The 18,601-nt window shown below is 70.9% G+C and carries 16 protein-coding genes, 1 tRNA gene and 1 pseudogene; 5 read left to right on the top strand and 13 right to left on the bottom strand.

What is annotated here, in order from left to right; genetic code table 11:
- The gene (locus ACZ4MH_RS01905; RefSeq protein ID WP_351587282.1) at window positions 1-1,314 is read right to left on the bottom strand and encodes an ABC transporter substrate-binding protein; all 1,314 of its coding nucleotides are present in this window, start codon (window positions 1,312-1,314) and stop codon (window positions 1-3) included.
- A 208-nt stretch (window positions 1,315-1,522) separates the two neighbouring features.
- On the opposite strand from ACZ4MH_RS01905, the gene ACZ4MH_RS01900 reads away from it, so the two are divergent.
- Both ACZ4MH_RS01900 and ACZ4MH_RS01895 read left to right on the top strand, forming a co-directional pair.
- Window positions 1,523-2,638: a LacI family DNA-binding transcriptional regulator gene (locus ACZ4MH_RS01900; RefSeq protein WP_351587280.1), complete on the top strand. Its 1,116-nt coding sequence runs from the start codon at window positions 1,523-1,525 to the stop codon at window positions 2,636-2,638.
- A 306-nt stretch (window positions 2,639-2,944) separates the two neighbouring features.
- Entirely contained in the window at window positions 2,945-4,276 is a 1,332-nt protein-coding gene (locus ACZ4MH_RS01895; protein ID WP_351587278.1) for a formimidoylglutamate deiminase, read from the top strand.
- On the opposite strand, the gene ACZ4MH_RS01890 is transcribed toward ACZ4MH_RS01895, so the two are convergent.
- The 4 genes and pseudogenes from ACZ4MH_RS01890 to ACZ4MH_RS01875 form a co-directional block, all read right to left on the bottom strand.
- A complete protein-coding gene (locus tag ACZ4MH_RS01890; RefSeq protein ID WP_467753765.1) occupies window positions 4,254-5,669 on the bottom strand; it encodes a GH1 family beta-glucosidase in 1,416 nt (471 codons plus the stop codon). The genes ACZ4MH_RS01895 and ACZ4MH_RS01890 overlap by 23 nt on opposite strands.
- On the bottom strand, window positions 5,666-6,529 hold the full coding sequence (locus ACZ4MH_RS01885; protein ID WP_351587274.1) for a carbohydrate ABC transporter permease: 864 nt from the start codon (window positions 6,527-6,529) through the stop codon (window positions 5,666-5,668). Before ACZ4MH_RS01885 ends, ACZ4MH_RS01890 begins: the two co-directional genes overlap by 4 nt.
- A pseudogene (locus ACZ4MH_RS01880) lies at window positions 6,522-7,430 on the bottom strand (carbohydrate ABC transporter permease); the annotation flags it as partial. The pseudogene ACZ4MH_RS01880 and the gene ACZ4MH_RS01885, both read right to left, overlap by 8 nt.
- Window positions 7,431-7,446: 16 nt before the next feature.
- Window positions 7,447-8,763, bottom strand: a complete 1,317-nt coding sequence (locus tag ACZ4MH_RS01875; protein WP_351587272.1) for an ABC transporter substrate-binding protein — start codon at window positions 8,761-8,763, stop codon at window positions 7,447-7,449.
- A gap of 141 nt (window positions 8,764-8,904) precedes the next feature.
- Between ACZ4MH_RS01875 and ACZ4MH_RS01870 the strand changes: the two genes are divergently transcribed.
- Window positions 8,905-10,152 (top strand): ROK family transcriptional regulator, encoded by a 1,248-nt coding sequence (locus tag ACZ4MH_RS01870; RefSeq protein WP_351587270.1) that lies wholly within the window; start codon window positions 8,905-8,907, stop codon window positions 10,150-10,152.
- A gap of 24 nt (window positions 10,153-10,176) precedes the next feature.
- Here the strand turns inward: ACZ4MH_RS01870 and ACZ4MH_RS01865 are convergent.
- Window positions 10,177-10,250, bottom strand: a tRNA-Met gene (locus ACZ4MH_RS01865).
- Between the two features lie 104 nt (window positions 10,251-10,354).
- Window positions 10,355-11,275 (bottom strand): alpha/beta fold hydrolase, encoded by a 921-nt coding sequence (locus ACZ4MH_RS01860; RefSeq protein WP_351587309.1) that lies wholly within the window; start codon window positions 11,273-11,275, stop codon window positions 10,355-10,357.
- Window positions 11,276-11,442: 167 nt separating this feature from the next.
- Between ACZ4MH_RS01860 and ACZ4MH_RS01855 the strand changes: the two genes are divergently transcribed.
- Window positions 11,443-12,108, top strand: coding sequence for a TetR/AcrR family transcriptional regulator (locus tag ACZ4MH_RS01855; protein WP_351587268.1), 666 nt, complete (start codon window positions 11,443-11,445; stop codon window positions 12,106-12,108).
- Window positions 12,109-12,146: 38 nt separating this feature from the next.
- On the opposite strand, the gene ACZ4MH_RS01850 is transcribed toward ACZ4MH_RS01855, so the two are convergent.
- The gene (locus ACZ4MH_RS01850; RefSeq protein WP_351587266.1) at window positions 12,147-13,058 is read right to left on the bottom strand and encodes a LysR family transcriptional regulator; all 912 of its coding nucleotides are present in this window, start codon (window positions 13,056-13,058) and stop codon (window positions 12,147-12,149) included.
- Between the two features lie 73 nt (window positions 13,059-13,131).
- Here ACZ4MH_RS01850 and ACZ4MH_RS01845 point away from each other — a divergent pair, with 73 nt between their 5' ends.
- Complete coding sequence (locus ACZ4MH_RS01845) at window positions 13,132-13,977, top strand: EamA family transporter (RefSeq protein ID WP_351587264.1); 846 nt, start codon at window positions 13,132-13,134, stop codon at window positions 13,975-13,977.
- A 10-nt stretch (window positions 13,978-13,987) separates the two neighbouring features.
- Here the strand turns inward: ACZ4MH_RS01845 and ACZ4MH_RS01840 are convergent, their stop codons facing one another.
- The 5 genes from ACZ4MH_RS01840 to ACZ4MH_RS01820 form a co-directional block, all read right to left on the bottom strand.
- Window positions 13,988-14,536 (bottom strand): hypothetical protein, encoded by a 549-nt coding sequence (locus ACZ4MH_RS01840; RefSeq protein ID WP_351587262.1) that lies wholly within the window; start codon window positions 14,534-14,536, stop codon window positions 13,988-13,990.
- A 72-nt stretch (window positions 14,537-14,608) separates the two neighbouring features.
- Complete coding sequence (locus tag ACZ4MH_RS01835) at window positions 14,609-15,736, bottom strand: aminotransferase (RefSeq protein WP_351587260.1); 1,128 nt, start codon at window positions 15,734-15,736, stop codon at window positions 14,609-14,611.
- 117 nt (window positions 15,737-15,853) lie between these two features.
- Complete coding sequence (locus tag ACZ4MH_RS01830; RefSeq protein WP_351587307.1) at window positions 15,854-17,029, bottom strand: RNA polymerase sigma factor; 1,176 nt, start codon at window positions 17,027-17,029, stop codon at window positions 15,854-15,856.
- Window positions 17,030-17,049: 20 nt separating this feature from the next.
- A complete protein-coding gene (locus ACZ4MH_RS01825; RefSeq protein ID WP_351587258.1) occupies window positions 17,050-17,457 on the bottom strand; it encodes a YciI family protein in 408 nt (135 codons plus the stop codon).
- Window positions 17,458-17,616: 159 nt separating this feature from the next.
- Window positions 17,617-18,534 (bottom strand): helix-turn-helix transcriptional regulator, encoded by a 918-nt coding sequence (locus tag ACZ4MH_RS01820; RefSeq protein ID WP_351587256.1) that lies wholly within the window; start codon window positions 18,532-18,534, stop codon window positions 17,617-17,619.
- Window positions 18,535-18,601 lie beyond the last annotated feature (67 nt).

Raw genomic sequence — 18,601 nt, 5'->3', positions numbered from 1 at the left:
TCAGCCCTGCTGCAGCAGCCGGTCGCTCTGCGCGACCGCGTCGTCCAGCGCCTGCTTCGGCGACTTGTCGCCCTGCAGCGCCTTGGCGACCTCGTTCTGCAGGACGGTCTTCATCTCGTCCGTCATCACCACGGGCGTGTAGTTGACCGCGCCGTCCAGCATCTTGGCCGCGGCCACCCGCACCCGGCCCTCGTCGGTGCCGTCGTCCTTGGTCCAGTACGGCTTGTCGAGGGAACCCTTGGTGCTGGGGAAGACCGCGACCTCGTGCGCGAAGGACTCCTGGTTGCGCTGGTTGGTGACGAAGCGGGCGAAGGCGATGGCGGCGGCCTTGTGCTCACTGCGGTCGTTCACGCCGAGGCCCATCACGTACATATTGGGCTTGCCGGTGTTGGCCGGCGCGTCGGTGATGCCGAGGTTCTTGTAGAGCTCGGGCGCGTTCTCCTTGAAGTCCACGAGGTCGGGCGCGCTGCCCGGGTTCATGGCGACGCGCCCCTGGAGGAACTTCCGCCCCGCGCTCTCCGGAGTGGCGCTCAGCGCCTGCGAGTCCAGCCCGCCGCTCTTGAACAGCTTCTTGTACTCGGTGAGCAGCTCCACGCCGCGCGGCTCGTTGTACGTGAACTTCGTGGCGTCGGCGTTCATCAGCTTCACGCCGTACCGCCCGAAGTCCTCGATCGCGGGCACCCCGGCCAGCGTGGCGACCTTCCCGCCGGAGGACTTCGCCATCTTCCCGGCGTCAGCGAACAGCTCGTCGTACGTCGTCGGCGGCTTCTCCGGGTTCAGCCCGGCCTTCTTGAACAGCGCCTTGTTGTAGAAGAGCGGGCCGGTGCTGAGGTACCAGGGGAAGGCGTACGCGCCGTCCAGGCCCGGCAGTTCGTTGCCCGCCCAGGCTTCCGGCGTGTATGTGCTCTTCGCCTTCGCGGTGACCGGCTCCTTGTCCAGGTTCATCAGCAGCCCGGCCTTGGCCAGCGGATAGGACAGGTCGGGCGAGACGTTCACCACGTCGGGCAGGGTGCCGCCGCCGGCGTCCGCGCTGAGCTTCTCGGGGTAGTTCTCGGCCGGCTGGTCGATCCACTTCACCTTCGTGCCCGGGTGCTGCTTCTCGAACCGGTCGATGAGGCCGTTGAAGTAGTCCTTGTACTGGGCGCGCAGGTTCCACGTCTGGAAGGTGATGTGGCCGCTCACCTTGCCGTCGGCGCTGCTGCCGCCGGTGGAACCGCCGCCTCCGCCGCAGGCGCTGAGGACGAGCGCCGACGCCAGCAGTGGTACGGCGATCCGGGCGGATCTGGGCACACGGGTGCCTCGGGAAGTGCGCATGACCGCAGGGCTCCTTCGATCGGGCCGGAGTGGCGACCCAAAAGGTGCCCGCAGCCCCCGAGTTACGTCAACACTTTTCGCGCGAATTTCTTTTCTGCGTGCTGAAACCCCAGGTCACAGCGGTAAGTTCGGGCCTGTTGCGCGAAGTGCTAATGCGCTTTAGTCTCTCCGTACTCAAGCGCATTAGTAGCGAAGCGGAAGAGGGAGCATGCGCCCTACGCCGGCCCGGCGGCCGACCATGAAGGACATCGCCCTGCGCGCCGGGGTGTCCGAGAGCGCGGTCTCCTTCGCGCTCAACGACCGCCCCGGCGTCTCGCCGGTGACCCGGGACCGCATCCGCCGGGTAGCCGAGCAGCTCGGCTGGCAGCCGCGCGCCGCGGCCCGCGCGCTGTCCGGCGAGGGCTCGGCGACGGTCGGACTGGTACTGGCCCGGCCGGCCCGCACCCTCGGCGTGGAGTCCTTCTTCCTCCAGCTGGTCTCCGGCATCCAGGAGGAGCTGTCCCAACGCAAGCTGGGGCTGCTCTTCCAGGTCGTCGAGGGGCTGGACGCGGAGTGCGCGACCTACCGCCGCTGGTGGGCCGAGCACCGCGTGGACGGCGTCCTCGTCGTCGACCCGCGCCAGGACGACCCCCGCCCCGACCTGCTGGGCGGCCTCGGGCTGCCCGCCGTGATGATCGGCGCCCCCGCGCCGGCCGTCGTGGACGGTGAGAGCCCGGCCGTCTCCACCCTCGGCGCCGACGACGCGGGCATCATGGCCGCCCTCGTCGGCCATCTCCACGCGCTCGGCCACCGCCGCATCACGCACATCGCCGGACTGCCCGAATTCGCCCACACCCAGCGCCGGATCGCCTCCCTGCGCGCCGAGGCGGCCCGCCTCGGCCTCACCGAGGTCGCCTCGGTGACCACCGACTACTCCGACAGCGAGGGCGCGGCGGCCACCCGCCGGGTGCTGGACCACCCCCGGCCGCCCACCGCCCTGATCTACGACAACGACGTACTGGCCGTCGCCGGGCTGGGCGTCGCCGCCGAGCGCGGCATCCGCGTCCCCGACCGGCTCTCCCTCGTCGCCTGGGACGACTCGGTCCTGTGCCGCAGCGTCCACCCGGCGCTGACCGCACCGGTGCGCGACACCGCCGCCTTCGGCCGGCACGCCGCGCAGGCCCTCACCGCCCTCCTGGACGGCGCGCCCGCAGGGCACACCCAGGAGCCGCTGCCCCGGATCCAGCCGCGGGGCAGCACGGGCCCGGTCCCGGCCGCGGCGTCGGCTCCGGAGCCGGCCCCGGCGCCGCAAGAGGGCCCTTCCGGCCCACCACGGTCATCCTGAACTCGCCCATGGCACAGGCATCTTGACGCCACGTCCGCACGAGGCGTTCCCAGTCGTTCGGAGATCAACTACCGTTGACGGAGAGCTCCGTGGTCGCCGCGGTGCGTGACCGGTCGCGGCGGACCGTCGTCGGAGCCTGTGTCATGGCCCTGGTCGGATCAGCGAACGTCGTCTGGTGCGTGCGATCGCAAGGCGGAGGAGGGAGTCGACGCGGAGCGTCGGCGACCGACGACAACGCCGCGAGCGTGCGTGCCAGGCGGCGGGCGCCCGGCCGGGGCCATGACACAGGCTCCCTAGGGAGGCCGGATGACGTTTCATTGCGAGTACGCCTGGCTCGGCGGGGCCGGCGTCGCCGAGCAGGTCCTCATCGACGTGGCCGACGGCCGGATCACCCGCGTCACCGACAACACCCCGGCACCGCCCGGTGCCCACCGACTGCCCGGACTCACCGTACCGGGCCTGGCCAACACCCACTCCCACGTCTTCCACCGCGCCATCCGCGGCCGCAGCCAGAGCGGCGTCACCGACTTCTGGCGCTGGCGCGATGTCATGTACGACGCCGCGGGACACCTCGATCCCGACCGTATGTACGCCCTCGCCCGCGCCACGTACGCCGAGATGGCGCTGTCCGGCATCACCGCCGTCGGCGAGTTCCACTACGTTCACCACAACCCGGACGGCACACCGTACGACGACCCCAACGCCATGGGCCACGCGCTCGCCCGCGCCGCCGCCGACGCGGGCATCCGGCTCACCCTCCTCGACACCTGCTACCTCATGGCCGACATCGACGGCAGACGGCTGGAAGGCGTGCAGCGGCGGTTCAGCGACGGCAGCGCCGAGGACTGGGCCCGGCGCACGGGCGCCCTGCGGGACGGCGACCGGCTCCGCATCGGCGCCGCCGTGCACAGTGTGCGGGCCGTGCCGCGCGAGGCGATGACGTTCGTCGCCGCCGACGCCCGCCGCCGCGGCGTCCCCCTCCACGTCCACCTCTCCGAACAGCCCGCCGAGAACGCCGCCTGCCGCCAGCGGTACGGCCGCACCCCCACCCGTCTGCTGCACGAGAAGGGAGTACTGGGCGAGGGCGCGACGGCCGTGCACGCGACCCATCTGGACTCCGCCGACATCGCGCTGCTGGGCGGCTCCGGCACCGGCGTCTGCCTGTGCCCGACGACCGAACGCGATCTGGCCGACGGGATCGGGCCCGCCGGGCGGCTGGCGGCGGCCGGCACGCCGCTGAGCCTCGGCAGCGACGCGCACATGATGATCGACCTGTGGGAGGAGGCCCGCGCCATCGAACTGGACGAGCGGCTGATCAGCGGCCGCCGCGGCCACTGGACCGCCGCCGAACTGCTCACCGCCGCGACCTCGGCGGGCATGGCGGCGCTCGGCTGGAACGCCGGCGCGATCGCGGCGGGCCGGCTCGCCGACCTCGCCACCGTACGGCTGGACTCGCCGCGCACGGCCGGGGCGCGGGCCGGCGATCCGCTGGCCCACACCGTGTTCGCCGGCACCGCCGCCGACGTCAGCCATGTCGTCACCGGCGGCGAACTCGTCGTCGAGAACGGCCGGCACCGGCACATCGAGGACGTCGGCGGCGCGCTGGACAAGGCCATCACGACCTTGCTGGCCGATTGAACGCCACTCGTGGAACCGGGCCCACCCGGGCCCGGTGTGCGGCGATCAGGGCGGCGTACCGGTGTCCGCTGCTCTTGATCGTCCGCCGCTGCGTCCCGTAATCCACATGGACCAGCCCGAACCGCTTGTCGTAGCCGTACGCCCACTCGAAGTTGTCCAGCAGTGACCAGGCGAAGTAGCCCGCCAGCGGCACCCCTTCGGACACCGCGCGGGCGCAGGCCGCCAGGTGCTCCTCCAGATAGCGCACCCGCTCCGGGTCGTCGACCCGCCCGTCGGGGCCGACGGTGTCCGGGTAGGCGGAGCCGTTCTCGGTGACGTACAGGCAGCGCGCCCCGTAGTCCTCGGTCAGCCGCCGCAGCGTCGCGACGAGACCCTCCGCGTGGACCTCCCAGCCCATGGCGGTGCGGCGCGCGCCGGGGACGGCGGTCTGCCGGGCGTGCGGCACCGGGCCCGCCGGATCGTCGGCGACGACGTTGCGGAAGTAGTAGTTCAGGCCGAGCCAGTCCAGCGGCGCGGCGATGGTCTCCAGGTCCCCGGCGCGGGCCGGCGGCTCGGTGCCGTACAGCGCGACCATGTCCTCGGGATAGCCGCGGCCGTGCAGCGGGTCCAGCCACCAGCGGTTGGTGTGGCCGTCGGAGCGGCGCGCGGCGGCGTGGTCGGCCTCGCGCTCGCTCGCCGGCTCGCAGTGCGTGAGGTTGTTGACGATGCCGATCCGGGCGCCGGGCACCGCGGCCCGGATCGCCTGCGTCGCCAGGCCGTGCCCGAGGTGCAGGTGGAAGGAGGCGCGGACGGCGGCGGTGAGGTCGGTCAGGCCCGGCGCCATCCGGCCTTCGAGGTGGCCGATCCAGGCGGAGCAGAGCGGCTCGTTGAGCGTGGCCCAGTGCTGGACGCGGTCGCCGAGCCGCTTGGCGACGACCGCGGCGTACGACGCGAAGTGCTCGGCGGTCTCCCGGGCCGGCCAGCCGCCGCGGTCCTGCAGCGCCTGCGGCAGATCCCAGTGGTACAGGGTCGGGTACGGCGTGATCCCGGCTTCCAGGAGCGCGTCGGTGAGCCGGTCGTAGAAGTCCAGGCCCGCCTTGTTGACCGGTCCGTCGCCGCCCGGCACGACCCGCGGCCAGGCAACGGAGAAGCGGTACGCGTCCACCCCGAGGCGCCGCATCAGCGCGATGTCCTCGGGCCAGCGGTGGTAGTGGTCGCAGGCCACGTCCCCGGTGTCGCCCTTGTCGACCGCACCGGGGGTGTGGCTGAAGGTGTCCCAGATGGACGGCGCCCGGCCGTCCTCGGCGACCGCGCCCTCGATCTGGTACGCGGCGGTGGCCGTCCCCCACACGAAGCCGGCGGGGAGCGCGGCGAGCTGGCTGTCGGACACGGAAGTCCTTCCGTAAGGCGTCATTTGACGGCGCCGGCGGTGAGCCCGGCGACGAGATAGCGCTGGAGCAGCAGGAAGCCCGCGACGACGGGGACGCTGACCACGAGCGAGGCGGCCATGATCTGGTTCCAGTACACCTCGGTCTGGGTGGCGTAGCCCTGCAGGCCGATCGCGAGCGTGCGGGTGACGTCGTTGGTCATGACCGAGGCGAAGAGCACCTCGCCCCAGGCGGTCATGAAGGAGTAGATCGCCACGGCCACGATGCCCGGCACGGCCGCGGGCACGACCACCCGCAGCAGCGCGCCGAGCGGCCCGCAGCCGTCGACCTGCGCCGCCTCGTCCAGATCGCGCGGGATGGAGTCGAAGTAACCCACCAGCATCCAGATGGACAGCGGCAGGGTGAAGGTCATGTACGTGAGGATCAGGCCGCCGCGCGAGCCGTAGAGCGCGATGCCGGTGGCGTTCCCGATGTTGACGAAGAGCAGGAAGAGCGGGAGAAGGAAGAGGATGCCGGGGAACATCTGGGTGGACAGCACCGTCACCGTGAACAGCCGCTTGCCCCGGAAGGTGTACCGGCTCACCGCGTACGCCGCGAACACCGCGATCACCACCGAGCAGGCGGTCGCCGCGCTCGCCACGATGAGCGAGTTCACGAAGTACCGGCCCAACGGCACGGTCCGCCAGATGTCGAGATACGGCTGCACCGTCAGGTGGCTGGGGAACCACCGGAAGGCGCCGGTCACGTCCCGCAGCGGCTTGAGCGAGCTGCTCAGCATCACATACAGCGGGGTGGCCGTGAACAGGGCCAGCAGGGTGAGCAGCACGCGCCGGGTCCAGACGAAGGACCGGGGCGGCGCGGTGGGCGACTTTACGGCCTCAGCCATGCCCGCCCCTCCTTCCACGGCCGGTGACCAGCAGATATACGGCCGTCACCACGAGCAGGAACAACAGCAGCAGGACGGACATCGCCGAGCCCGAGCCGAAATTCCAGGTCTCGAAGGACGCCTGGTAGATGTGGATCGAGATCAGGTCGGCGGCCTCCGGCGCGGCCTTTCCGAAGAGTACGTACGGCACATTGAAGTCATTGAAGGTCCACAGAAAGAGCACCAGCACCAGCACCTGATTGACGGGACGGAGCGCGGGCAGCGTGATGTGCCGGATCTGCCGCCGGATCCCGGCCCCGTCCAGCTGCGCGGCCTCGTACGACTCCCGGGGAATGTTCTGCAGCGCCGCCGTCAGCATCAGAAAGGCGAACGGCCAGGTGCGCCAGACCGAGGTGACCACGAGCGCGAGGAAGCTGTTGTCGCCGACCAGCCAGAACGTGGGCGAGTCGGTCAGCCCGAGCTGGTCGTGCAGGACGTGATTCACCAGCCCGTTGTCCCGCTGGAGCAGGAAGGACCAGGTGATCACGGCGGTGTAGACCGGCAGTGCGTACGGGGTGAGGAACAGCGCGCGCAGCAGGCCGCGGCCCCGGAACGCGTCCTGCATCAGGATCGCGGCCGTCACACCGAGCAGCCAGGCCAGGCCCACGGCGAGCACGGTGAAGGCGCAGGTGACCGCGAAGGAGTGCAGCAGCGCCCGGCCGGCCGGCGCGTCGAAGTCGACCGCGAGCCGGAAGTTGTCCAGCCCGGCCCAGGGCGCCGCGCCCCAGTTGCCGATGTACTCCTGGGTGAGCCGCTTGAAACTCATCGCGATGCCGATGACCATCGGCACGAGATGGATGAGCAGTTCGAGAGCGAGCGCCGGGAGCAACAGAAGATACGGCAGGCCGCCGCGCCGGATACGGGCGATCATCGCCGCCTCACCGCTGCATCTGCTGCTGGGCCGCGGTCAGCCGGGCCCGTACGTCCGCCGTGGTGATCTTCTTGCCCGCGGCGGCGTCGGCGAACAGCTCCTTCATCGCCCCGCCGACCAGCGTCTCGAACTGCGCCTCGTCCGGAACCTGCGGCAACGGCTCCGCACTCTTGGCGAGTACGTCACGCAGCACGGCCTCGTCCGGCGTCCGCGGCGCGTGCTTCTGCACCGCGAGCACGGGCGACAGCGACCCGTACGCCGTCGTCAGCACATTCTGTTCATCCGTCGAAGTCATGAACTTCACGAACTTCAGGGCACCGTCGAGGTTGTCGGTGTTCTTGAAGACACCGATGTTGATGCCGGCGGCCATGGAGTTGATGTTGCGACGGTCGGCAGTGTCGGCGGACCGGAAGGGGACGGGCGCGACACCGTACTCCTCCGGCTTCATGCCGTGCGCGAGCAGCGAGGTGCGCGCGGCCTGCCACAGCAGCATCCCGGCCTTGCCGGTCGCGAAGTCCCGCACGGACTGGTTCTGGGCGTACTCGGCGTTGCCCGGCGCGGCGATCCGGTCGGCGGCGAGCAGGTCGATGTACTGCTTGACGGCCGCGACGTTCGCGGGCTTGTCGAACGTGGGCTTCCCGGCGGCGTCGAAGAAGTCGGCGCCGTGCTGCTTGCCGAAGACGAACGCATGGTGGGCGTTCTCCACCGGATTGCCGCCCTCGACGGCCAGCCCGTACGTCCCGCCCTTGGTCAGCTTCTTCCCATCAGCGACCAACTCCCCCCACGTCGTGGGTGGTTGAGCGATCCCGGCCTCCCGGAACATCTTCTTGTTGTAATAAAGCGCATACGTCAGGGAGTACAGCGGGACCGCCGCCGGGTCCTGTCCGGCGGCGCCGGTCGCGGCCATCGGCGCGGTCGCGAACCGGTCCTTGCCGCCGATTTTGGTGAACGCCTTGCCGTCGAAGGGCAGCAGTGCGCCGCTCTTCTGCAGCGAGGCGGACCAGGTGTTGCCGATGTTGAGCACGTCGGGCCCCTGCCCGGAGGAGGCCGCGGCGAGGATGCGGTCCAACAGTGTGGCCCAGGGCACGACTTCGAGATGAACCTTGATGCCGGTCCGCCGCTCGAACTTCTTCAGCTCGGGCGCCAGCACCTTCTTGTCGGCCTCCACGCTGGAGCCCTGGTTGGTCGCCCAGTACGTCAGCTCCTTCGGGTTGTCGTTGCCGGCCGCGCCGCCGGGCGCTGTGCCACCGCCACAGCCGGTGGCGAGGGCGGCGGTCAGTGCGGTGGTGAGCGCGGCGGCTGCCGCCATACGGATTCTGCGCATGGTCGTTGAGGCCCCTCTGGGAGGTGAGCGTCAAAGCTCTGAACGCGGCTCGGTCTTAACTCAAGGCGTGAGTTAAGTAGTGAGAGAAGGGGCCGTCAAGACGCCGGACGCCGGTAAGTTGGCGTGGAGGGAAGGAGCCACATGCCCGAACGCCACCGCAGGACGGTCCGCGATCTGCGCCGCGGCAACCGCGCGACACTGCTGCGCCGGCTGTACTTCGAGGGACCGCTGAGCCGTCAGGAACTGGCCGCGCACACCGGCCTGAGCTCGGCGTCCATCAGTAACGTCACCGCCGAACTGCTCGCGGACGGCCTGCTGGAGGAGGCGGGTTCCGTCGACTCCGACGGCGGCCGCCCGCGCACCCTGCTGCGGGTCCCGCCGGGCGCCGGCTCACTCATCGGCGTGGACGTCGGCGAAACCCGAATTCGCGTGGAACTCTTCAACCTCTCCATGACCGAACTCGCCCGCTCCGAACACCCGTTGAAGGACGGCGGTCATGACGTCACCCACGTCGTACGGCTCATCGCCGAGGGCCTGGAGGCGGTGCGCGGCGCGGACGTCCCGCGCGGCCCGCTGCTCGGCATCGGCGTCGGCGTCCCCGGCATCGTCGCGGAGGACCCGGCCACCGGCGGCGCCGTCGTGCACGCCCAAACCGTCGGCTGGGACGCCGCCCCGCTCGAATCCCTCCTCCGCACCACCGCCCAACTCACCTCGAACACACCACTGTTCATCTCCAACGGGGCCAAGACGCTCGGTCAGGCCGAGATGTGGTTCGGCGCCGGTCGAGGGGCACGCAACGCCGTCATCGCCCTCATCGGCTCCGGCGTCGGCGCCAGCGTGATCACCGACGGCAGCGCGTACGGCGGCGCCGCACAGGGCGCGGGGGAGTGGGGCCACACCACCCTGCAGCTGCGCGGCCGCCGCTGCCGCTGCGGCGCCCGCGGCTGCCTTGAGGCGTACGTCGGCGCCGAAGCGGTACGGGAACGCTGGCGGGAGGCGGGCGGCGGAGGCGCGCCCGGCGCGGACGAGGAGTCCGCGCTCGCCGCGCTGCTGGCCGCCGACGGTCCGGCCGCCGCCGAAGTCCTGGCGGAGACCGCCGAATACCTCGGCGCGGGCATCGCCGACCTGGTCAACCTCTTCAACCCCGAGCGGATCGTACTGGCCGGCTGGGCCGGCCTCCTCCTCGGCGCCCGCCTGCTGCCTGCCGTACGCGAGGCCACCGCGGCATACGCCCTCCGGTACCCGGCAGCCCGCGCCACGATCGAACTCGGCCGCCTCGGCACGGACGCGGTAACGGTAGGCGCCGCGACACTGCCCCTGAACCGCTTCCTCACCACAGGCGGAGCACCGGGAGCCCGTACACGCAAAAGCCCCGGGCCCGGCGGATGATATTCCGCCGGGCCCGGGGATCAGTAGCGGGGACAGGATTTGAACCTGCGACCTCTGGGTTATGAGCCCAGCGAGCTACCGAGCTGCTCCACCCCGCGTCGGTAGCTGCAACTCTACGCGGCCCGAGCCCGCACACCTAATCGGCGAGCGGCCCCGCATCCCGCCGGGACCGCAGCCAGGCCCGGCTTCGAGAACCGGCTGATCAGTCGACGGACTCCAGGAAGCTCAGCATCCGCCGGTTGACCTCCTCGGCATGGTCGATCTGCGGTCCATGGCCGGTGTGGGAGACGATCTCGGCCCGGGCGCCCGGTATCAGACGCGGGACACGCTCCACTTGCCGCTGCGGGTGCACGAGCAGGCTGCGCTTGCCGAGTATCAGAGAGAGCGGGGTGCGGATGCCGGACAGTTCGGCATCGGAGAGGGGCAGCGGCGCCGGGCGGCGGATGCGATAGGCGCGTACGCCGAGCCTGATCATCGCGCGGAGCTCCGGCACGACGAGCACCGGCTGCTCCAGCCAGGCCGCCAGCCGTGGCCGCAGCGCCTTCGGCGCGAAGGTCGCGAAGAGGCTGGCGAAGATCCAGACGAAGAAGCGCAGCCCCACCTTCTCCAGGCCGCCGGGGTCGAGCAGGGTGACCGAGGCCAAGCGGTTGGGCCCACGGTGCGCCTGGTTCAGGGCGAGCCATCCGCCGTAGGACGAGCCGACGAGGTGCACGCGGTCGAGCCCCAGCCCGGCGAGCGTTTCGTCCAGCCACTGGGCGGCGCGGTCGGGCTGGTGGATGGGCGCGCGCTGCACGCTGCGGCCGGGGTCGCCCGGCGTGTCGATCGCGTAGACCGGTCGCTCGGCGCTGAGTGCGGGGGTGTTGGGGTACCACATGGCGGAGCAGGAGCCCGCTCCGTGCACCAGGACGATGGGGGTGCGGCGGCGGGCGGCCGGGTCCGCCGGGCCGTAGCGGTAGACGTGCGTGGTGCCGAAGGACGTCGTGACGTCCTCTTCCGCCAGCGCGGGCGCCCCCAACGCGTAGACCGCGTCGCAGGCGGCGAAGTAGCGGTCGCGCCGGACGTCGCTCACATAGCGGCCGACATCGGCCTGGGCGCGGACTGCAGTGGTCTCGGGCACGGCCACCTCCGGGTAGTCGAACGTCGTAGTACGGACGTCGTGATACGAACGTACCACGATGGTGGTACGGCTGTATCATCAAGGGGGCCGCTGGAGCCCGCACCCATGCCAGCCCATGCCAGCCCCCGCCAGCCCATGCCAACTCATGCCAACGAGAAGCGGAGAGCCGGACGATGCCCAAGCGCGTGGATCACGCAGAGCGCCGGACCGAGATCGCCGAGGCGCTCGTCCGGGTCGCCGCCCGGCGCGGGCTGCATGCCGTGGGGATGCGCGACGTGGCGGCGGAGGCGGGGGTTTCGCTTCGGCTGGTGCAGTACTACTTCGAGACCAAGGAGAAGCTGCTGCTCTTCGGGCTGCGGCAGCTGACCGAGCGATTCGGCGAGCGGGTCGCCGCCAGGCTCCGGGCCGCCGGGGACCACCCGGGGCCGCGCGCGACGATCGAGGCGCTGCTGATGGCGGCACTGCCGACCGACGAGGAGAGCCGCACCTTCCACCACCTCTACACCTCGTACGCCGTCCTGGCCGTGAACGACCCGGCGCTCGCGGCCCAGCCGTTCATCAAGGACCCCGACGCCGCCGAGGCCGCCCTGGCCGGACTCCTCCGGCAGGCGCAGGAGTCCGGTCTGCTGCGGCCCGGTGTGGACCCCCGGGCGGAGGCGGTCAGCCTGCTCGCCATGTCCGCCGGGCTCGGCACCAGTATCCTCGTCGGCCAGCGCGGCCCGGACTCCGCCACCGCGATCTTCGAGTACCACCTGGACCGGATCTTCCGCCCGGACAAGCACCGCGCTCCGACTCGACAGACACGAAACGGTACGGGGAAGGGTGCGGCCAGGAGCTGAGCCGCTTCCTCGTATCCGTGTCCATCCGGGCCGTGGTGTCAGCCGCCAACAGCGTGGGTCGACGCCGCGTTGCGCAGCGCGTCCAGTCCGGCCTTGACGAGGGGGTGTGCGGCGCTGCCTCGCCGCACGGCGGTCAGCAATTGCCGCACGGGAGTCGGTTCGCCCAGCAACGGGACCCGCACAACGGCGTGTTGGGGCAGCGGAACAATTCTGGGCATGAGGCAGACGCCGAGCCCTTCGGCGACGAGTGAGGAGACTGCGTACCACTCCTTGACCTGGTGGACGATGCAGGGAGTGAACCCGGCCGCCGCACACGCCGCAGTCACCAAGGGGTAGGTGTCATTGTTGTGTTTCTTCACGATCCACGGCTGATCGGCGGCTTCCGCGAGTTGGACTCCCTCGGGTCGGGCGAGCCGGTGTCCCTCGGCGACCAGCAGGTCCTGGCGGTCGGTCGTCAGTGGTGTCTGCTCGAAACGGGCGTCGGTGACGGGCGGCGCGTCCGGGCCGGGCAGCACCAGGGCCACGTCCGCCTCGTCGGCGAGCAGCAGCCGGTAGCACTCGGCGCTCTCTTCCTCGAAGATCAGCGGCTCCACCAGCGGGTGCGTCTTCCGCAGCCGGGCCAAGGCCGGGGCTGCGAGCGCGGCCAGCGCGGAGGACACCCCGCACAATCGCAGCGTGCCCCGGAGGACAGTGCTCTGCTGAGCGAGTTCCGCCTGGGCCGCCTCCCACTGCATCCGCAACGTGTCGGCGTGCCGGAGCACGATGTGCGCGGCCGGTGTCAGCCGCACTCGCCGCCCCTCCGGCCGCAGCAGTTCCACCTCCAGATCACGGGCCAGCAGACGCAACTGCTGGGAGACGGCCGAGGGGGTCAGGTGCAGGACAGCGGCGGTCGCGGTCACTGTCCCGTGCTCGGCGAGCGTCCGCAGAACGTGCAGCCGATGGTCAATCATGCAGTCAAGCCTAAACAGTTACCTGCAAAAACCTTTGCTGGACCTGGATGCTCACGGCGCCGAGCCTGGAGCCATGACGAAGCCTCCCGCTCCCGCGCTGATGCTGGGAAGCGTGCTGAGCATCCAGTTCGGGCAGGCCATCGGCAAACAACTCTCCGGTGCGGTCGGCGCGCCGGGAGTCGTGACCTTGCGTCTCGGACTGGCCGCGGTATTCCTGCTGCTCCTGTACCGGCCTTCGCTGCCGCGCAGCCGTACGGACGCATTGGTGGTACTCGGCTTCGGCACGGCCATCGCGGGGATGAACTTGATCTACCCCGCGTTGCTCCTCCTGCCCCTGGGCCTGGCCAGCGCTCTCCAACTCCTCGGACCGATCACCCTCGCCCTCCTCACCTCGCGCCGCCTGCGTGACGCGGGCTGCGCTGTCCTGGCCGGAGGCGGCGTGTGGCTCTTCCACACCCCGCACGGCACCCACTTCCCGCTCGCCGGCGTGCTTCTCGCCCTGGCCGCAGGCGCCTGTATGGCCGCCTACCTGCTACTGAGCAAGAAAGCGGGTGCCGGCAGTACGGGAGGGGGCCTACTCGCTCTTGCGGTCGCCTGGGCAGCCGTGCTGACGGCACCGCTGGGCGTGCTGCGTCAGGGGACGGAACTGCTTGCCCCGCGAGTGCTGTTGACCGGAGTGGTGGTGGCGATGCTCTCGGCGGTACTCCCGTACTCGCTGGAGCTGGCGGCCCTGCGGCGGCTGCCGACGAGGACGGTGGGCGTACTGACCAGCCTGGAGCCGGCGAGCGCGGGCCTTGCGGGAGTGCTGGTCCTGGCGGAACACCTGAGCGTGGTGCAGTGGGTGGCCCTGGCCTGCGTGGGCACGGCGAGTGCCGGGGCGGTGGTCGGAGGGGATGAGGAGAGAGCCCGTCCGTTGTGAATCCGCACGGTCAGCGTGGGATCAGCGAGCCCTCTTTCGTGACCGTCAGGTGTGCCTGATGGTTACCCGGTGCGCAGTCGCGGCCGTTGGGATAGGTGGGCTGCGGGGTGGTAGTGATCTGTCGGTCGAGCACGGTGGCGCCGCGCTGATTCTTGAATACCAGCGTGATGTGTACCGGCTGTGTTGGCAGGTCGCGTATGGCCGCGAAGCCAGGCCAGGTATGGGGCTCGGGGGGTTGGGAGGCGGCCCCGGTCGCGGTGGCAGTGGCAGTGGCGGTCTCCGTGGTCATTACCGGGTTCCCCGGGGTCGCCGGTTCTTCCGGCCGGGTTCCCCGCAGCCACAGCGTGCGCTTCCGGCATGTGCCGTCCCAGCAGGCCGTGAGGGTCGCGTCGGCCGTCCGGTTCGCCAGTTCCGGGGGGACCTTGACCTGGATGCCGGCGAGCGTGCCCCTCAGGGTGCAAGGGTGGGTGTTTCCCGTGGATCCCCCGCACGCGGTGAGCAGTGCCAGAGCACATGCCAGAGCCGCCAGGGGCAGCGCAATTCCGACGCTCTGTCTCACGTGGGCTCCTCGGTGACAGTCCGACCACCCATGCTCGCACGGCAGCCGCACCACGGAGCTCGCCCTGGGGCGTTACGCCAGGGGGAGTTGGTCGAGGAACTGGCCGAGCAGGTGCAGGCCGGTGCGCAGTGTGTCGGTGTCGTCGGCGAATCCGATGCGTACGGTGTGTTCGATGTCGAAGGCGGCGCCCGGGGTGAGCATGACTCCGGTCTCCTTCAGCAGGCGGATGCAGAATTCATAGGAGTCGAGAGGGGCGTTGTAGCGGAGCAGCGCGGTGGTGCCCGAGGACGGCTTGACGTAGCCGATGTCGTCGCGGCCGGTGATCCACTCGTCCAGGACGGCCAGGTTGGTGCGGGTGATCCGGTGGGAGCGGGCCAGGATTGCGTCCTTGTTCTCCAGCGCGACGCAGGCCAGGAGGTCGTCGACGCGTCCGACGCTGATCGTGGTGTAGTCGCGGTGGGTGGCGACCGCCTGCAGCAGGCCGGTCGGGCCGACGATCCAGCCCAGGCGCAGACCGGCCAGGGAGTACGGCTTGGACATGCTGCCGGTGGAGATGCCGCGCTCGTACAGGTCGGCGATCGAGGTGGTGAATCCGGCACCGTCCTGGTCCACGCCCCGGTAGACCTCGTCGCACAGCACCCACGCCCCGACGCGCTCGGCGATCTTGGCGATGCGGGCCAGCCCGGTGGCGTCGATGAGCGCGCCGGTGGGATTGTTGGGGTTGTTGACCGCGATGAGTTTGGTGTCCGGGGTGACCAGGCGGTCGAGTTCGTCCAGGTCGGGCAGCCACCCGTGCTCCTCACGCAACGTCAGGTGGTCGACGCGGGCGCCGTAGCTGTCCGGGATGGAGTAGTGCTGCTGGTAGGTGGGGACCACGGCCACGACGTGGTCGCCCGGATCGACGAGGGTGGCGTGCACGAGTGCGTTGGCGCCGATCGCGCCATGGGTGACCAGGACGTTGTCCGCGTCCTGAGCCGAGTACAGGCCCGCGACCAGCCCGCGCAGGCGGGGGCTGCCCGGGATCGGCCCGTAGGTGAGCGGGGTGGCTGCCAGCTCGGCCAGTACCTCCTCGCGTCGGCCGGACAGGTCCAGCAGCTCCCCGGTGGTGAGCGAGCGGACGCAGGTCTCGGCCAGGTTGTACCGGCAGGACTCCTCGTACTCGTTCATCCACTGCTCGACCGCGAACTCACGGATCTTCACCGGGGCTGCCCTTCGTCGTCTCGTCGTCTCGTCGTCGCTCTGGTGGTGATGGTAGGAGGAGGGCCAGGTGACCGTCGCCTCTGGCCGAGTGCCGCGGGAACGTCCGAGCGCGCCTCGTCAGTCACGCCGGCGGGCGTTGAGGCGGGCGGCCTGGCGGGTCAGGTGGTCGCGTTCGGCGAGGTTGGGTGCCTTTTGGGCCGCCTCGGCGTACAGCCGTGCCGCCGTCGCCAGGTCGCCGTCGCGCTCGTGGAGGTACGCCGCCACCGCGGCGCGGCGGGGTATGGGGGATCCCTTGCCCGAAGAGCTCGGGCAGGCGTCGTCCAGCGCCGCGAGCGCCGCCAGGCCGGCGCGCGGTCCGTCGGCCTCGCCGACGGCCACCGCGCGGTTGAGCCGGACGACCGGGCTGTCGGTCAGGCGCGCGAGCTCGTCGTACCACTCGACGATCTGCGCCCAGTCGGTCTCCTCGGCGGTGGGCGCGTCGGCGTGGAGTGCCGCGATGGCGGCCTGGGCCTGGAATTCGCCCAGCCGGTCGCGGGCGAGGGCCGCCTGCAGGATCTCGACGCCCTCGGCGATCGACTCGGTGTCCCACCGGCCGCGGTCCTGCTCGGCGAGCGGTACCAGGCTGCCGTCGGGCGCGGTCCGGGCGGCGCGCCGGGCGTGGTGGAGCAGCATGAGGGCGAGCAGCCCCGCCACCTCGGGGTGGTCGATCGCGGCCGCGAGCTGCCGGGTGAGCCGGATGGCCTCGGCGGCGAGGTCGACGTCGCCGGAGTAACCCTCGTTGAAGACCAGGTAGAGGACGCGCAGCACGGTGGCGACGTCGCCGGGCGTCTCGAAGCGCACGCCGGTCACGGTGCGCTTGGCCCGGCTGATGCGCTGCGCCATGGTCGCCTCGGGCACCAGGTACGCCTGGGCGATCTGGCGGGTCGTCAGCCCGCCGACGGCGCGCAGCGTGAGCGCGACCGCGGACGACGGCGTCAGCGACGGGTGGGCGCACAGGAAGTACAGCTGGAGCGTGTCGTCCACCGCGGGCGCGGGCCCGGCCGCCGGCTCCTCCTCGACGAGGTCCTCGCGCCGACGCCGGGCGGTGTCCGCCCGGGTCGCGTCGAGGAACTTGCGCCAGGCCACGGTGACCAGCCAGCCCTTCGCGTCGCGCGGAGGGTCGGCGGGCCACACGCGGACCGCCTCGACCAGCGCTTCCTGCACGGCGTCCTCGGCCGCCGCGAAGTCGGCTCCGCGGCGGACGAGGATCCCGAGCACGCTCGGCGTGAGGCTCCGGAGCAGGGCCTCGTCCAGCTCTGAGGTCACCTCGGAGATCACTCCGTGACGGTGGGCGACACGCCGTAGAACGGGCGCAGCTCGAGCCACTCGTGGATCGGCTTCCCGCCCGCACCGGGAGCGGCCGACAGCTCCCCGGCCAGCTCGACGGCGCGCTCGTAGCTGTCGACGTCGATCACCATCCAGCCGGCGATGAGGTCCTTAGTCTCGGCGAACGGTCCGTCGGTGACCGGCGGACGCCCCTCACCGTCGTACCGGACCCACGTCCCCTCGGGGGCGAGCGCCTGACCGTCGACGAACTCGCCGGTCTTCTCGAGCCGGTCCGCGAAATCCTGCATGTACTGCATGTGCGCCGAGATCTCCTCCGGCGTCCACTTGTCCATGGGCACGTCGTTGACCGCAGCCGGGGCGCCACGGTAGTGCTTGAGCAGCAGGTACTTGGCCATCGTGAGTCTCCTCGATGCTGGTGCGACCCATTGTGGTCGCATTCACTGCGGGGACGGAGCCGGTCACGGGTTCTCGACATCATCGTCCGAAATATTTTTTGGCATGAGCATCGATGAGGCTCGATCGGTCGTCTCGGAGGCGTGTCCGGCGCAGGTGGCTCAGTGCAGCTCGTTGGTGGGCTCCGTTGCCCGGGACCGGGTCGCTGCCAGGCTGGCGAGGAGCTTGAGCCGGTCCTCGGAGGTGGTGCCCGGTTCGGCGGTGTAGAAGGTCAGGTCGTGCACCGCCCGGTTGGGCAGGGGAAGATCCAGGGACTGATAGGTCAGCTCCAGGCGGCCGACTTCCGGGTGCTGCAGGCGCTTGATGCCGTCGTGGCGGGTGCGGACGTCGTGCGCGGCCCACATCGTACGGAACTCGGGGCTGAGTGTGGACAGCTCGCCGATGAGTTCGCGCAGGGCCCGGTCATGGGGTTCGCGCCCGGCTTCGGCGCGCAGCAGCGCGACGGTGGCGTTGGCGGCGGCGTCCCAGTCGACGAAGAAGTGGTGGGCCCCGGGGTCGAGGAAGTGGTACCGGGCCATGTTGGCGCGACCGCGCTTGTCGGTGGTCTCGCTGTCGAACATCGGCGCGTGCAGGGCGCGGGCCAGCGGGTTCGCGGCGACGACGTCCATGCGGCCGTTGCGTACGAAGGCAGCGGACATGGTGACGGAGTCGAGCAGCCACTGGACGGGTGGTGGGGCCTCGACATTCTTGCGGCGGGACTGCGTGCGGTGGGCGGGCCGGGCCGCGCGGGCCAGGTCGAAGAGGTACGTGCGTTCGGCGTCGTCCAGCTGGAGTGCCTCGGCGACCGCGTTGAGTACCTCTTCGGACACGCCGCTGATGTGGCCCTTTTCCAGCCGGGTGTACCACTCGGTGCTCACGCCGGCGAGCACGGCGACTTCCTCGCGCCGCAGCCCGGGAACCCTGCGCCGGCCGCTGGTGGGCAGCCCGACCTGCCCCGGTGTGATCTTGGCGCGCCGGCTGGCGAGGAAATCCCGGATCTCGGAGCGGTTGTCGGTGCGGTCGCCGGGTCGGTGGTCCATGCAACCCACGGTATCCGCGAACGGCCACGGAGGGAGGTTGAGCTTGTACCCCCCATAAGCATCCGCC

It is taken from the genome of Streptomyces sp. NPDC026301, assembly GCF_055567935.1.
Note: the sequence above shows the minus strand (reverse complement) of the source record. Positions and strands in the feature narration are given on the sequence as shown.

What these genes read in the sequence shown, in the direction of transcription:
- ACZ4MH_RS01905 (WP_351587282.1), bottom strand. Translation starts at nt 1,314, where the DNA reads ATGCGCACTTCCCGAGGCACCCGTGTGCCCAGATCCGCCCGGATCGCC.
- ACZ4MH_RS01900 (WP_351587280.1), top strand. Translation starts at nt 1,523, where the DNA reads ATGCGCCCTACGCCGGCCCGGCGGCCGACCATGAAGGACATCGCCCTG.
- ACZ4MH_RS01895 (WP_351587278.1), top strand. Translation starts at nt 2,945, where the DNA reads ATGACGTTTCATTGCGAGTACGCCTGGCTCGGCGGGGCCGGCGTCGCC.
- ACZ4MH_RS01890 (WP_467753765.1), bottom strand. Translation starts at nt 5,669, where the DNA reads ATGACGCCTTACGGAAGGACTTCCGTGTCCGACAGCCAGCTCGCCGCG.
- ACZ4MH_RS01885 (WP_351587274.1), bottom strand. Translation starts at nt 6,529, where the DNA reads ATGGCTGAGGCCGTAAAGTCGCCCACCGCGCCGCCCCGGTCCTTCGTC.
- ACZ4MH_RS01875 (WP_351587272.1), bottom strand. Translation starts at nt 8,763, where the DNA reads ATGCGCAGAATCCGTATGGCGGCAGCCGCCGCGCTCACCACCGCACTG.
- ACZ4MH_RS01870 (WP_351587270.1), top strand. Translation starts at nt 8,905, where the DNA reads ATGCCCGAACGCCACCGCAGGACGGTCCGCGATCTGCGCCGCGGCAAC.
- ACZ4MH_RS01855 (WP_351587268.1), top strand. Translation starts at nt 11,443, where the DNA reads ATGCCCAAGCGCGTGGATCACGCAGAGCGCCGGACCGAGATCGCCGAG.
- ACZ4MH_RS01850 (WP_351587266.1), bottom strand. Translation starts at nt 13,058, where the DNA reads ATGATTGACCATCGGCTGCACGTTCTGCGGACGCTCGCCGAGCACGGG.
- ACZ4MH_RS01845 (WP_351587264.1), top strand. Translation starts at nt 13,132, where the DNA reads ATGACGAAGCCTCCCGCTCCCGCGCTGATGCTGGGAAGCGTGCTGAGC.
- ACZ4MH_RS01825 (WP_351587258.1), bottom strand. Translation starts at nt 17,457, where the DNA reads ATGGCCAAGTACCTGCTGCTCAAGCACTACCGTGGCGCCCCGGCTGCG.
- ACZ4MH_RS01820 (WP_351587256.1), bottom strand. Translation starts at nt 18,534, where the DNA reads ATGGACCACCGACCCGGCGACCGCACCGACAACCGCTCCGAGATCCGG.